Genomic DNA, 14,562 nt, shown 5'->3' on the forward strand with positions numbered 1-14,562 from the left:
TGGCGGAGGTCTTGAGGGGCTTTACACCGCTGGTTCCTCGCGTCCACCTTCCCGTCTCGCTTGCCGGACCCGCACCGTCCGGTAGTGCCGGTGCGTCCCGTCGTTGTCGGGGCTGCTCTCCACCCGGCCCGGTCGTCTCACCGGACCCGGCTGCCCCCAGCTTCGACCGCTCCTCTGCGACGGAGCGGCGGCGCGGGACTCACACCCGCACACGGGTCACAGCGCCTCGTGGCGCACGGTCTTTCACCTCCACCCGGTCATGCAGCGCCTCGTGGCGCACGATCCCGTCGGCCCACAGGTAGACGTAGTCCACACCGGACAGATCCCGGGCTGCGAAGGTGCGCTGCTCGGCCTTCCACGCCTCGGTCAACTTGGTGATCACCGGCCCGGACAGCCCGGCCGTGGAACCGAGGAACTGCCCGAGCGCGGGCACGAAATCACCTGAGGACAGCCCGTGCAGGTAGAGCAGCGGCAGCACCTCGGTGATCTTCGGTGTCTTGCGGCACCAGGCGGGCAGGATCGCCGAGGAGAACCGTTGGCGCTCGCCGGTGTCGGGGTCGACGCGCCGGTCGTTGACCCGCGGCGCGGTCACCTCCACCACTCCGGCGCTGGTCAGCACTTCGCGGGGCTGGTGGCTTCCGTTGCGCACCACCAGCCGGGGGCCGTTCTCGTCGCGCCCTGCGGCGAAGCGGGCGATGTAGTCATCGACCTCGGCCTGTAAGGCCTCGGCGAGCATCCGCCGGGCCCCGTCACGGACGATCTCATCGATCAGCGACGACGCACCGCCTCGGCGGGGGTCATCGGCGCCGGCAGCTCCAGGAACTACGGTGAGCACGGGTCGTACCTTCCCGACCAGCTTTGCAGCGCCGGTCTTGCTCGAGAGCCTCAAGATCACCGGGAGGGTACGGCCCTCCCACGTCAACCACAGGTCTCAAGCAGTGCTTCGGCCGGGGAAGCTTCACCATCTACGACGACGAGCAGGCCCGCTGGTTCGGCGCCGGCTTATGGAATCGCGGGGCAGGAGCGCCCAAACAACTGCTGCATGTCGAGGCCGCCGGTTCACGCCACGGCGCCGGTGCTCCGCAGGTCGCTGCTCTGCTCGGCAGTAAACCCGGCCTCTGTAAGAACCTCGTCCGTGTGCTGACCCAATAGCGGTGCCGGACGGCGGATGGCGCCCGGGGTCACACTCATCTTCACGGGGATGCCGAGAGCACGGACCTCGCCCTCGACCGGGTGCTCCATCGTCACGACCATGTTGCGCGCCTTGGTGTGCGGGTCGTCGCAGGCCTGCCGGTAGCCCTGGATCGGTGCTGCCGGCACGCCGGCGTCGAGCAGCGTCGCGACGAGCTCATCGCTCTGACGTTTCATGAGCATCGACTCGAGCTCCACGGTCAGCTCGTCGCGATGTCGCATCCGGTCGGCGTTCGTTGCGAACCGAGCGTCGATCTCCAGATCAGTGCGTTCGAGGACGGAGCACAGTGCGCCCCAGAGCCGCTGGTTGTTCGCCCCGACCACGATATGGCCGTCTGCAGTCCGCAGCTTCTGGTACGGAGCGCTCATGCGATGCGCCGATCCGACCGGACCGGGGAGGTCTCCGGTGGCCCACAGCTCGGCCGTCTCCCAGATCGACAGCGCCAACGCCGACTCGTACAGCGAGACGTCGACGTGCTGGCCGACTCCAGTGGTCTCTCGAGCGACATGGGCGGCCAGGATCCCGATCACGCCGAACATACCGGCCGACAGGTCGGCGACGGGGATACCGCACTTGAGGGGATCGGAGCCGGGTTCGCCGTTCACGGTCATCACTCCGGCCATGGCTTGGGCTATGAGGTCGTATCCGGGGCGGGACGCGTAGGGACCGGTCTGCCCGAAGCCGGAGATGGACGCATAGACGATCCTGGGGTTGATCTGTTGAATCGTGTCGTAGTCGATGCCGAGCCTCGACGTGACGCCCGGCCGGAAGTTCTCGACGAGCACGTCGGCGGTGCTGGCCAGCCGATAGAAGACCTCCCGGCCCGCAGCGCTCTTCAGGTCGATGGCGATGCTGCGCTTGTTGCGGTTGACGGCGAGGAACGCGGAGCTCTCGCCCCCAGGCAGCCGGGTGCCCATGCCGGTGCGGGCGGCGTCGCCGGTACCGACGGGCTCGACCTTCGTGACGTCGGCGCCGAGGTCGCCGAGGAGTTGGCAGCAGAAGGGGCCTGCCATCACCTGGGTGACATCAAGGACTCTGAGACCGTTCAAGGCCGACGACATTCGGGCTCCGGTGGCTCGGGGGTGGATTGCGGTGCGCCTGGTGCTGCCACCCGGCAGCAACTGCCGTGCCACATGGCGGTACGCTGTTCCAATATTGTCCATCGTAGGGAAGGGCGTCATGGCCGTCAACGAGGTCCGCAGCGTGATGACGGCACTTCGCGTGCTCGACGAGGTTGCTGCGCGCGAGCCGGTGGGTGTGAGCGAACTGGCCCGTCTGCTCGAGCTGCCCAAGAGCACCGTGCAGAGAACATTGCGCACGCTGCACGCGGCCGGCTGGATTCAGCCGATCGGAGCGGAGATGACCCGATGGGGTCTGACCACGCACATGCTCCGGACGGGCCAGCGCGCGGCGGGCGGGCTGAACCTGCGGGACGTGGCCGTGCCCGTCATGGAGGGCCTGCGCTCGGCCACCCAGGAAACGGTTCATCTGGCCGTGTCCGAGCAGGACAAGGTCATCGTCATCGAGCGGCTCGACAGTCCCCAGCCGGTCCGGACGTTCATCCCCCTGGGCATGGCCGCGCCCATCTACGCCTCGGCCAATGGCAAGGCGATTCTGGCCACGCGCTCCGAGGAGGAGGTCTCCGCGTTGATTCGGCGCGGGCTGGCCGTCCACACGTCGACCACGGTCACCGACGAGACGGAGCTGCTGGCGCAGCTGGCCGAGATCCGGCGAGTCGGGTACGCCGTCAACGACGAGGAGTGGCGCACCGGGGTGTCGGCCGTCGCCGCCGCCATCACCGCCGACGACGGTTCCGCCATCGCGGGGATGAGCATCTCCACGCCGGCGCAGCGCATGAACCGGAAGCTGGCCGTGCACTATGGGGGGCTTCTGAAGGAAGCCGTCCGGCAGATCAGCGGCGCGCTGGGCCGCGGCAGGCACTGAGTACGGTGCCGCCGCGACCAGCTGACCCGGCCGATCCGACTCATGCGGCCCGTACAGCCTCCATGAGCTGTCGCAGCATCGCGTTCGTGGCCTCCCGAGGAGCGTCGGTGTCCGAGCGGTGCCCCATGCGGACGACAACCAGCTCGGCGGAGGGGACGACGAAAACACGCTGCTCGCCGTAGCCAGCCATGAAGTACGCCTCCTCCGGCAGGTCGAACTCGCGGGTGCCGTTGAGCCAGAACTGGCCGCCGTAGCGCGGCTCATCCCACCCTGGCGCCGGCGTGCTGACGAACTCCGACCAGCCCTTGGGGAGCACCCGCTCGCCCTCCCAGATGCCGTCCTGCAGGTACAGCTGCCCGAGCCGCGACCAGTTGCGGGCGGTCCCGTAGTCGAACCCGGTGAGCAGGAAGTTGCCGTACCAGTCGGTCTCGAGGACCTGGCGACGGATACCGATCCGGTCGAACAGTGCTGCTTGGGGCCACTGGTGGTAGTTCTCGCCCAGCTTCTCCGTGACGGTGCGCCGCACGATGGCCCCCAGTGTGAGCGGGTCGCAGTTGCGGTACCTGCCGACGGTGCCCGGCGTGTGCTCGGCCGGTGCGCTGATGGCCCGCTCGAACGCGTTGACGGCGTCGCTGTAGATGTAGAGGTGCTCCGGCACGCCGAGGGGCCAACGCCGGCGCGGGTCGTCCTGCCCCGAGTAGAGAAGGCCGCCGCTCATCTGCATCAGGTCGCGGATCCGGATGTCGGCGCGGGGGTCGCCCGCGCCCTGCCACTCGCGGATCGGTGCCGGTTGGTCGAGCGACAAGTGGCCCTGCTGGATCAGGACCCCGATCAGCGTGCCCGTCAGGCTCTTCCCCATCGACCAGCTCTCGAGCTGTGTGTACGCGTCGATGCCGTCGCGGTAGCGCTCCCCGACGATCTCGCCGCGGTGCAGCACGACGACGGCCGCTGTGGCTGTGAGGTCGCCGCGGAAGCCGTCGTCGATGGCGGCGGCCACGGCTTCCCGGTCGACCGGGGAGATCTCAGCACCGGCCGCGTCGCCCATCGGCCAGTCCTGGGTGCCTGGATCGGGCAACGTGGTGCGCACCGAGACCGGTGTGAAGCCGAGTGAGCGATCGTCGGAGGGGACGATGACGCTGCCCTGGTCCCCGAGGAATTGCGCCGTGCGGGAGACGGAGCCCAAGGTGACGAGCCGCTCCGTCTCCGCCTGCCAGTTCGCGTCGAGATCGCCGTAGTAGGCGCGGTACCCGGTGACGATCTTCTCCACGGTGGCGCGGTCGAGCGGCACCGACACGGTCACTGCCCGCTCGTCGTCGTCGACGGCCACCTCGACGAGGTCGAGCAGCACGTCGTGCAGGTGATGGACGAACAGGGCGTGCAGGAGGCTGTGCCGCCGCGCGTCCTCGAGGCTGCGACCGGAGAGGAAGACGGCCGAGCAGAGGACCTTGGCCGGTGTGGCCAGCACCAGGTGCAGAGGGATCACCGCTCCACTGTGGTCCGGGGGGAAGTCGGTCGCTGGCTGCATGTCCATGTGGTCCTTCCGTCAGCCGCATTGACGCACGCGCAATTGGGCCCCTAGTGTGGCACATGTGGCACACCGTGCCGCACAACAGCACAGCCCGGGGGCCCGCCGATCGGAGGCACGGTTGCAGTTCCCGAAGCTTTGGCCCGGAACGGCCGCGGACGTCACGGCCTACGGCGGCATGTGCACCTCGTCCGACCCCCGCGCGACGGCCGCAGGCGTCCAGATGTTGATGTGCGGTGGCAACGCGGTCGATGCGGCCGTGGCCACCGCGTTCGCGCTCGCCGTGCACGAGCCGGCGATGTCGCACCTGGGCGGCCAGGGCAACATGCTGGTGCACCTCGCGGAGTCGCAGGAGACCGTGGCCCTCGACTTCTACGCCTGCGCCCCCGGCGCCGCCGACCCCGGGATGTACGCGTGGACGCCGGGCCCCACCCAGGGCGGCTATCGGTTCCAGACGCGTGACGACCTGAACACCACCGGGGCGCTGGCCGTCGCGATCCCGGGCAACGTCTGCGGGTGGGTCACGGCCCAGCGCCGCTGGGGGGCGTTGGAGCTCAGCGAGGTCGTCGCGCCCGCGGTGCACGGGGCCAGGACCGGCTCGCCGGCAACCGCCCGCATCGCTGCGTTCATCGCCGAGACCCGCGACCGGCTGGCGCGGTTCCCGGAGACCGCGGCCACGTTCCTGCACTCCGACGGGATGCCGAGGCGCGAAGGCGAGCTGCTTCTGCAGCCCCATCTGGCCGACACCATCGAGTCGATCGGCGAGCAGGGCTACGAGCCGTTTTACCGGGGCACCGTCGCGAAGGCGATCGTCGAGCACATCAGTGGTTCCGGCGGCATCCTGAGTGAACAGGACCTCGCCCGCTACCCCGAAGAGTTGATGTGGACGCGCGAACCGGACTGGGTCGACTACAAGGGCCACCGCATCGCCGGCGCCACGCCCTCGTCGAGCGCCCTGCTGATGAACCTGCTGGCGATCCTGGACGGCCTGAACCTCGGTGGCGGATCGCCACTGGCACCCGGCAGGCTCCACCTGCTCATCGAGTCGATGAAGCTGGCCTTCGCCGAACGTTCGTTGCACATCGGGGACCACACGCAGGTCAACGTCCCGCTCGCCGGGCTCACGAGCCCGGAGTACGCGAGACTGCGGCGGGCCCTAATCGACCACGCGAAGCCGTCCTTCCCGGAGCCCGGCGACCCGTGGGCCTACCAGGACGAGCGGCCCCACCCGGACCTGCTGACCTCGACGGCTCCGACCACACCGGCACCGGTGGTCGGCACGACGCACCACTCACACGTCGACCGCCACGGCAACTTCGTCTCCATGTCGCAGAGCCTCGGCGACGGCTTCGGCTCCTGCGTGACGGTGCCGGGCCACGGGATCATCCTCAACAACGCAATGAAGCTGTTCGACCCGCGTCCGGGACCTCGTCCGGCCGGCATCAGTCCCTACCGCCGCCCGATGGGGCCGTGGCCGACCCTGGTGCTGCAGGACGGGCGGGCGGTGATGGCGCTGGGCAGCCCGTCCGGCACCCGCATCCCGAACGCCGTGGCGCAGGTGCTCTCCAACGTCCTCGAGCAGGGGATGGGCCTGCAGGACGCCGTCGACCTGCCGCGTCTGCACTGGTCCGGTGACGAGCTGGAAGCAGAGTCGGACCTTCCGGAGGACACCAAGGCCGGCCTCGCGGCCATAGGACACGAAGTCGAGTACCGGAGCGCGCGGTCGCCATGGTTCGGGGCCGTGCAAGTGGTCGCCCGGGACCCGGAATCCGGATTGTGTCTGGGCGCGGCCGATGTACGGCGGACCGGCGCCGCGGCCGGCGTCACCTTTCCTGCTTTGCGCCCGACCACCTCCGCTCCCGCAGCAACATCGACGAAAGGGACGGCCCATCGTGAGGAAGACAGGCGTTGCGGCGCTGATCGCGCTGGCGCTCATGACGGCCTCGGGCTGCACGGCTAGCGTGCCTGACGGGTCCGGAGCAGGCGACGGGCCGGATGGCGGCACACTGCGCGTCGGCCAGGAGTATGACCTGGGCACGCTGGACCCGCAGGTCCTCACGTCCGTGGGCGACAAGCAGATGACGACCAACATCTTCGAGGGTCTGGTGAAGTACGAGCTGGGCGGCGTGAACGTCGTGCCCTGCCTGGCCACCGAGTGGTCCACCGACGACGCCGGCACCACCTGGACGTTCCAGCTCCGCCAGGGCGTCCAGTTCCATAAGGACTTCGGCGAGCTCACGTCGCGCGACGTGGTCTTCAGCCTCGAGCGGCTGCTCGACCCCGCGCTGGCGTCCCCCAACGCCTCGTTGCTCTCGTCCTTGGAGTCGGTGCGCGCCGAGGGCGACTACACGGTGGTTCTCGAGCTCACCACGCCGGACCCGGCGCTCACCGACAAGCTGGCCAGTTCCTACACCGGCATCGTCAGTGAGAAGGCGGTGACCGAGAAGGGCGCCGGGTTCCCGCGTGACCCGGTCGGCACCGGGCCCTATCAGTTCGAGCGGTGGACGCCCGGCCAGGAGACGGTCCTGACGGCCTTCGGCGGGTACTGGGATGGCAAGCCCGCGCTCGGGCAGGTGAGCTACAAGGCCATCCCGGACGTGACGACGCGCAACAACGCGTTCGCGGCCGACGAGATCGACATGATCCAGGTGACCGACCCCGACATCCTTGCCCGCTACGAGGGCAACCCCGACATCGAGATCTCCTCGGTGCCCGGGCTGATCACCCGGTTCTTCGGCATGAAGACCGACGTCGCACCGTTCGACGACCCGCGGGTCCGCAAGGCCGTCACGCTGGCGATCGATCGGGACGCGATGCTCGACGGCCTGTTCAAGGGGATCTCAACACCGGCAACCGGAATCCTGTCGCCCGCAACCAACTACGCGAGTGAGAATCTTCTCGACTACCGGTACGACCCGGCGGAGGCGACCCGGCTGATGGGCGAGGCGGGCTACGCCGGCGGTGTCGACGTCACCTTCACCGTGCCCAACATCGACCGGTTCACCCGGCCCGCCACCGTGATCCAGCAGGACCTCGCGAAGATCGGCGTCCGGGTCGAGATCCGGGTGATGGAAGCGCAGAGCATGCTCGCGGCGCTCAAATCCCCTGAGGGACTGCAGATGTTCATCCTCAGTCGCGGCCAGGAGCCGGCGCCCGACCGCGTGCTCGCGACGTGGTTCAGCACCGACGGCATCCCGGAGAACAACTGGGCCCGGATCAGCGACCCCGAGGTGGACCAGTGGCTCGCCGAGGCGACCGCGACGCTCGACGAGGCCACGCGGGCCGACCTCTTCGGCAAGGTGCAGCAGCGGATCGCCGAGGGCAACGCCTACTACTACATAGACCACGAGGACTTCCTGTTCGCGACCCACTCCCGGGTGAAGGGGTTCGTGGGTGATCCGCTCCGGAGCATCCGCCTCGACAATGTCTCACTCGCGGTGGACTGATCGTCGTGCACACGGTTCTCCGCAGGGTTCTCGCGGTGCTACCGACGTTGCTCGGCGTGCTGGTGGTCACCTTCCTGGTCGTCCACATGATCCCCGGCGATCCCGTCCGTGCCCTGCTCGGTGACCAGGCGACCGCGGAGCAGATTGCCAGGACCCGCCAGGATCTGGGGCTCGATCAGCCGTTGGTGACGCAGTTCGTCGACTACCTCGCCCGGCTGCTGCGAGGCGACCTGGGGGTGTCGATCGCCAGCCGGCAGCCCGTCGCCGAGCAGATCACCGCCCGGTTGCCCGCCACCGCGACACTGGCGATCGCCGGTGTGCTGTTGTCGGTGGTCTTCGGGGTGCCGCTGGGGATACTCGGGGCGACCCTGCGCGGCCGCTTCGCCGATTTCGTGACGTTGGTGATCAGCAGTTTCGGGGTGGCCGCGCCGCCGTTCTGGGTCGGCATCCTGCTGTCGACCGCGTTCGCCATCAACCTCGGCTGGCTCCCGGCCATCGGCGGCGGGGAGCCCGGCGACACCGGCTCGATCCTGCGGGCGCTGGTGCTCCCGGCCGTCGCGCTGGGCTTGTCGGGCATGGCTCTGGTCGCCAGGATGACGAGATCTAGCATGCTCGACGTCCTCAGCGAGGATTACGTCCGCACGGCGAGGGCGAAGGGCCTGGACGAGCGTGCCGTCATCTACAAGCACGCGCTGCGCAACGCGGCGATCCCCATTGTCACGGTGATCGGGCTGAACTTCGGCCACCTGCTGGGCGGCACCATCGTGATGGAGACGGTCTTCGCCAGGCCCGGCATCGGCAAGCTGCTCCTCGACGCCATCCTCGGCAGGGACTACCCCGTCGTGCAGGGCGTCACGCTGGTCATCGCCGTGTCGTTCGTACTCGTCAACCTCCTCACGGACCTCACCTACCCCTACTTCGACCCACGGCTCAAGACGCGTGAGGAAGTAACCCGATGACCAGACGGCTGACCGGCAGCCGGCCGCTGATGATCGGCGGGGTACTCGTCCTGCTGGTGATACTCACGGCGCTGCTCGCGCCCCTGCTGGCGCCCCAGGACCCGTACGTGCAGGACCTGGCGGATCGTCTGCTCGGGCCGGGGGAGAACGGCCACCTGCTGGGCACCGACCAGTTCGGGCGGGACCTGCTCAGCAGGCTCATCTACGGCGCGCGGGTGTCACTGCAAGCCGGCGTGGTGGCCGTCGCGATCGGTGCGGGCGTGGGGCTCGTGCTCGGGCTGTTCGCCGGGTACCTCGGCGGGTGGGTCGACATGGTCATCGGTCGTTTGTTCGACATCATCCTGTCGTTCCCCACCATCCTGCTGGCACTGGCGATCGTGGCCGTCCTCGGACCGTCGATGGTGAACATGATCATCGCCATCGGTGTCACGACGGTGCCCAACTACGGCCGGGTGCTGCGGGGCGCCGTGATCGCCGTCAAGTCGAGGGAGTTCATGCAGGCCAGCGAGGCGTTCGGGGCGACCAATGCCTACGTCATCACGCGGCACGCCATGCCCAACGTGCTGCCCTCGCTGATCGTCACGACCAGCCTGGGCATCGCCGCGGCGATCCTGGTCGAGGCCACGCTCAGCTTCCTGGGCCTGGGTGTGCCGCCGCCGACGGCGACGTGGGGGTCCGTCATCAACGACGGCAAGCAGTACCTCGACATCGCTCCCGGCATCTCGACGTGGGCCGGCTTGGCGATCGTCGTCGCTGTACTCGGGTTCAGCCTGCTCGGGGACGGGCTGCGCGACGTGCTCGACCCTCGGCTGCACAAGTGAAGGAGCGCGACATCCGCATGAGCGAGCCGGTGCTGTCCGTGCGCGATCTCGTCACCGAGTTCCGGACAAGCGGGGGCGTGGTGCACGCCGTCGACCACGTCAGCTTCGATCTGTATCCCGGGGAGACCCTGGGGATCGTGGGGGAGTCGGGATCGGGGAAGAGCGCCACCGTGCTGTCGGCGCTCGGGCTGATACCCAAGAGCGACGGCAAGGTCGTCAGCGGGAGCGTGCAGTTCCGTGGCCGCGACCTGCTGGCACTCCCTCCCGAGCAGCTGCGCCGCGTCCGCGGTCGCGACGTCGCCATGGTCTTCCAGGACCCGATGACCTCGCTCAACCCGGTCTTCACGGTGGGCGCTCAACTCAGCGAGGCGGTCATGGTGCACCACCCGAAGATGCGGGCGGCGGCCGCACGGGCCAAGGCCGTCGAGGTGCTCACCCTGGTGGGGCTGCCGAACCCGGAAGCGCGATACGACCAGTACCCCCACGAGTATTCCGGCGGCATGCGACAACGCGCAATGATCGCGATGGCGATCATCAACGACCCCGAGATCCTGATCGCCGACGAGCCGACTACGGCACTGGACGTGACCATCCAGGCCCAGGTGTTGGACGTCCTGCGCAAGGTGCAGCGGGAGACCCGGTCCGCTTCGATCATCATCACCCACGATCTGGGCGTGGTGGCCGAGACCGCCGACCGGGTGCTGGTCATGTACGGGGGCCGCATCATCGAATCCGGTGACGTGACCACGATCTTCCACAATCCGCGGCATCCGTACACGGCGGGGCTGATGCGGAGCATGCCCCAGGTGAGCGACCGGGCCAACCGCCTCGTCCCCATCCCCGGCGACGCACCCAGCCTCCACGACCTGCCGTCAGGCTGTGCGTTCCATCCCCGCTGCGTGCTGTCGCAGGGCCGCACGGCGTGCACGATCGAGAAGCCTCCGCTACACGAGACCAGCGGGCCGTCGCACGTGGCCGCGTGCCATTTCTGGTCCGAGATGGCTCCGCCGGTGGTCACGGGTCCCGTGCTTGCGCGCGGCGCTGCCGAACCCATTGACCGGAACCGCACGTCGTTCTCGGGCGGAGCGCTGCTGCAGGTCCGCGATCTGGTCAAGCACTTCCCCGCGAAGCGGCGGTTGTTTGGCCGCCAGGGCCCCCCGGTGCGGGCGGTCGAAGGCGTGAGCCTCGAGCTGAAGGCCGGCGAGACGCTGGGTCTGGTGGGGGAATCGGGTTCCGGCAAGACGACGGTCGGAAAGGCGATCATGGGCCTGGTCGCGTCCAGTGGGGGACGGATCGCGTTCCTGGGCCAGGACATCACGGGATACGACCGCAAGGCCCTTCGCGACGTGCGGCGCGACCTGCAGATCGTGTTCCAGGACCCCTACACGTCCCTCGACCCGAAGATGAAGGTTTCCCAGCTGGTGGCCGAGCCCCTACGCATCCACGGCAGGTTCGACGGGGAGCGTTCACTCACCCACGTTCGTACGCTTCTCGAACGCGTCGGGCTATCGGCCGCGTTCGCCGCCCGCTATCCGCATCAGCTCTCGGGCGGGCAGCGCCAGCGCGTCGGCATCGCGCGCGCCCTAGCGCTGGAGCCGCGGGTCATCGTACTGGACGAGCCCGTGTCTGCACTGGACGTCTCCGTGCAGGCCCAGGTGATCAACCTGCTGCAGGAGCTGCAGGACGAGCTCGATCTGGCGTACCTGTTCATCGCCCACGACCTGTCCGTCGTCCATCACGTGTCCGACCGCGTGGCGGTGATGTATCTCGGGAAGATCATGGAGATCGGCTTCCGCAGCGATATCTACGATACCCCGACTCACCCCTACACTCAGGCGCTCCTGTCGGCAGTGCCGCTGCCCGATCCTACGCAGCGCGATCGGGGCGACAAGATTGTTCTAGTGGGAGGCATCCCCAGCCCCGCCGCACCGCCGTCGGGATGCGTGTTCCGCACCCGGTGCTGGAAGGCCGACGACAAATGTGCGTCGGAGGTGCCCGAACTGGAAGACCGCCTGGGGATCGGACACTCAAGTGCCTGCCACTACCCGGAACCGGCATCGGCAGGCAGGCCCGTTGTCACGGCAGGGAAGCCCGCCCCGAACTGACCCGGCTCGCCAGCGTCGCTGCCGCGTGCACCAACCCCGTTCCGAGGAGATGAACCATGACCGCAAGCACCGAGGTCGGCGTTGGCGTCGCGCTGCGCTACGAGACCCCGCACATCGTCGTGCTGACCATCGACAGCCCGCCCTCCAACGCCTTCACCTGGGAGAGCCGGCAGTCCATGCTGCGCGCCCTGGACATCGTGGAGGCGGATGACGACATCCGCGCAGTCGTGATCACCGGGACCGGACGGGCCTTCACGTCGGGTGCCAACCTCCGCGAGGACCAGGCCTTGACCGACGAGCAGCTCGCCGATTACATCGCGGAGTTCAGCGGGATGCTCAATCGCATCGAGGCACTCCGCATGCCCGTCATCGCCGCGATCAACGGGGCGAGCGTCGGCGGCGGGCTAGAGTTCGCGCTCGCCTGCGACATCAGGCTGGCCTCGACCGATGCGTTCTTCGTGGCGGCCGGGGTGAACGTCGGACTGATCGTCAGCTTCTGGCGCCTACCTCGCGTCGTCGGGCTCGGCGCGGCCAAGGAGATCATCCTGACCGGCAGCCGCTATACGGCGGAGCAGGCGCTGCGCTGGGGCCTGGTCACCGAGGTCCACGAGCCCGACGCGCTGCCCGCCGCCGCGCTCGCCAAGGCGCAGCGGATCGCCACACGTGCCCCGCTGTCCGTCGAGGCCGCGAAGTCGGCCGTCACCCGTGCCTTTGAGCTGGACTTCGAACAGGGCCAGGCGCTCCAGACGGTGAAGTTCATCGAGATGTACCGCACCGAAGATCATCAGGAGGCACTGCGTGCGTTCTTCGAGAAGCGCGACGGCACCTACTTCCGGCGCTGAACGAGCCAGGCGGCATGTTCGCATCGGAGCCGCTTTCTGCCCGTCCTGATCCTGTCGAACTCCGGCTCGCAGGCCCTGCTGCCTGAGTAGAGGTCGGCGCCGGCTGCGCCACTGGACAGGTTGATCATCCTGAGGCTTGTTGTGTAGGGCGTCGAGAAGCAGGGCGAGGCGCAGTGCCGCGAGGCGTTCTGGTCCGTCGACATCATTGGTGATCAGCTAGTGTCGTGAGTCATTAATCCGGAATATAATTTCTGGTAGTCTTCCTCGATGGCGAGGACGGGTCGGCCGACCGCGGAGTTGGTGCTCACCGAGGACGAGCGGGAGACGCTGCAGCGGTGGGCGCGACGCCTGAAGAGTGCCCAAGCCCTCGCGCTGCGGGCCAAGATCGTGCTGGCCTGCGCCCAGGGTGCGACGAACAAGGCGGTGGCCGTCCAGTTCTCGGTGACCCCGCAGATGGTGGGCAAGTGGCGGTCCCGGTTCGTGGCCGACCGGCTGGCCGGGCTGTTCCATGGGTCACGGCCTGGCCGACCGCGCACGATCACGGATGTCCAGGTCGAGCAGGTCGTGACGGCCACGCTGGACCAGGCGCCACCGGACGAGGGCACGCACTGGTCGACGCGGCTGATGGCTGCTCATACCGGGCTGACCCAGACCGCGGTGTCGCGGATCTGGCGGACGTTCGAGCTCAAGCCGCACCAGGTCGACTACTGGAAGCTGTCCACCGACCCGCACTTCGTCGACAAGCTCTACGACGTCGTCGGCCTCTACCTCGACCCGCCCGACGAGGCGGTCGATCCGGATCCGCGACGGGTCGCCGCGACCAACGCCGAGCTGCACCGCGCCGAGGCGCGCTACGCTCGCAACGAGCACCTGCGCACGCTAGCCAACAACGTGCACAACCTGGGCCAGCGCCTGTCGTTCCTCTGCTTCGGCGGCGACCGCGGCGGTGCCCTCGATCTCCACGACCACCTGGGCAGGGTCTGCACCGACCACAGCGCGATGCTGGACGCCATCCGCACCAGGGATCTCGACGAAGCCGAGCGGATCGCCGCCCGCCATGTCCACCTCTTCCGCGGACGAGTGATCGAGTTCTTCGAGAAGACCCCATCGAGACGATCACGTTCGCCGACCAGCTCCCGGCGCGCCTACCTTCGTGACGGCGCCCTGGCCTCGATTGCCGACACCATGTCCTACCGGCCGTGACCCAGATGCTGGATGAACGCCGACCCGAGAACCACGCCGTGGATGCGCCAGTCGGGGACTCGGGGAGGCGGTGATAGATCACCTCGGCGGGCCGCACCGTCCGCGGCGACGACCGCCTCGGCCCCACGGTGTGCGAGCAGGCACGCAACGGGTCAGCCTCGACCAGGTGATCGAGGTCCCCTGCACCGCGGCCGGATGCCGGGTGCGACGGCGGCCGGCTGGCCAGGGGCGGCCGCCTGACTCGGACGGCCGGAACGGTCACGGCATCCCGGACGGATGCCCAGCATCGTGACGAACAGACGCCTGCTGTGGACCTGCTCGGGAAGCTGGCACCCGAAGGCGAGTCCGCGGACAAGGTCCGGTGATCGCCGGCCGCGGCATGCTGCACACGCCCGGGCGTAAACATTCAGCGGTGTGGTGGCATGGCGTGATCGCCGGTCGGCCGTTCGGCCTCCGGTGCGCTCGGCTCGGTGTCCGTGGTCAGGTGGGCGCGGGTAGTGCCGGCATCCAGGGGTGGCCGGTGAG

Annotated in this window: 10 protein-coding genes and 1 pseudogene; 8 read left to right on the top strand and 3 right to left on the bottom strand. The window is 68.7% G+C overall.

From position 1 onward, the window contains the following. Positions 1-280: 280 nt before the first annotated feature. Both KME75_RS33455 and KME75_RS33460 read right to left on the bottom strand, forming a co-directional pair. Positions 281-835, bottom strand: a pseudogene (locus KME75_RS33455) (transposase); the annotation flags it as partial. A gap of 224 nt (positions 836-1,059) precedes the next feature. Continuing rightward, positions 1,060-2,253 (bottom strand): CaiB/BaiF CoA transferase family protein, encoded by a 1,194-nt coding sequence (locus KME75_RS33460; protein ID WP_219418948.1) that lies wholly within the window; start codon positions 2,251-2,253, stop codon positions 1,060-1,062. A gap of 118 nt (positions 2,254-2,371) precedes the next feature. Between KME75_RS33460 and KME75_RS33465 the strand changes: the two genes are divergently transcribed. After that, positions 2,372-3,136, top strand: coding sequence for an IclR family transcriptional regulator (locus KME75_RS33465; RefSeq protein WP_219418949.1), 765 nt, complete (start codon positions 2,372-2,374; stop codon positions 3,134-3,136). Positions 3,137-3,176: 40 nt separating this feature from the next. On the opposite strand, the gene KME75_RS33470 is transcribed toward KME75_RS33465, so the two are convergent. Next, a complete protein-coding gene (locus KME75_RS33470) occupies positions 3,177-4,619 on the bottom strand; it encodes a serine hydrolase domain-containing protein (RefSeq protein WP_219418950.1) in 1,443 nt (480 codons plus the stop codon). A 163-nt stretch (positions 4,620-4,782) separates the two neighbouring features. Between KME75_RS33470 and ggt the strand changes: the two genes are divergently transcribed. The 7 genes from ggt (at position 4,783) to KME75_RS33505 (ending at position 14,037) form a co-directional block, all read left to right on the top strand. Continuing rightward, a complete protein-coding gene (ggt, locus tag KME75_RS33475) occupies positions 4,783-6,621 on the top strand; it encodes a gamma-glutamyltransferase (RefSeq protein ID WP_219418951.1) in 1,839 nt (612 codons plus the stop codon). Between the two features lies 1 nt (position 6,622). Then, positions 6,623-8,107: an ABC transporter substrate-binding protein gene (locus KME75_RS33480; protein WP_219418952.1), complete on the top strand. Its 1,485-nt coding sequence runs from the start codon at positions 6,623-6,625 to the stop codon at positions 8,105-8,107. 5 nt (positions 8,108-8,112) lie between these two features. Continuing rightward, on the top strand, positions 8,113-9,066 hold the full coding sequence (locus tag KME75_RS33485) for an ABC transporter permease (RefSeq protein WP_219418953.1): 954 nt from the start codon (positions 8,113-8,115) through the stop codon (positions 9,064-9,066). Continuing rightward, positions 9,063-9,887: an ABC transporter permease gene (locus tag KME75_RS33490; protein WP_219418954.1), complete on the top strand. Its 825-nt coding sequence runs from the start codon at positions 9,063-9,065 to the stop codon at positions 9,885-9,887. Before KME75_RS33485 ends, KME75_RS33490 begins: the two co-directional genes overlap by 4 nt. Then, positions 9,884-11,992, top strand: coding sequence for an ABC transporter ATP-binding protein (locus KME75_RS33495; protein ID WP_219418955.1), 2,109 nt, complete (start codon positions 9,884-9,886; stop codon positions 11,990-11,992). The genes KME75_RS33490 and KME75_RS33495 overlap by 4 nt, the downstream gene beginning before the upstream one ends. Positions 11,993-12,111: 119 nt before the next feature. Further along, a complete protein-coding gene (locus KME75_RS33500) occupies positions 12,112-12,834 on the top strand; it encodes an enoyl-CoA hydratase/isomerase family protein (protein ID WP_219418956.1) in 723 nt (240 codons plus the stop codon). 267 nt (positions 12,835-13,101) lie between these two features. Beyond that, entirely contained in the window at positions 13,102-14,037 is a 936-nt protein-coding gene (locus tag KME75_RS33505; RefSeq protein ID WP_219418957.1) for an IS630 family transposase, read from the top strand. Positions 14,038-14,562 lie beyond the last annotated feature (525 nt).

Origin of the sequence: Pseudonocardia nigra (assembly GCF_019396355.1) — a bacterium.
GTDB lineage: Bacteria > Actinomycetota > Actinomycetes > Mycobacteriales > Pseudonocardiaceae > Pseudonocardia > Pseudonocardia nigra.

What these genes read in the sequence shown, in the direction of transcription:
- KME75_RS33460 (WP_219418948.1), bottom strand. Translation starts at nt 2,253, where the DNA reads ATGTCGTCGGCCTTGAACGGTCTCAGAGTCCTTGATGTCACCCAGGTG.
- KME75_RS33465 (WP_219418949.1), top strand. Translation starts at nt 2,372, where the DNA reads ATGGCCGTCAACGAGGTCCGCAGCGTGATGACGGCACTTCGCGTGCTC.
- KME75_RS33490 (WP_219418954.1), top strand. Translation starts at nt 9,063, where the DNA reads ATGACCAGACGGCTGACCGGCAGCCGGCCGCTGATGATCGGCGGGGTA.
- KME75_RS33505 (WP_219418957.1), top strand. Translation starts at nt 13,102, where the DNA reads ATGGCGAGGACGGGTCGGCCGACCGCGGAGTTGGTGCTCACCGAGGAC.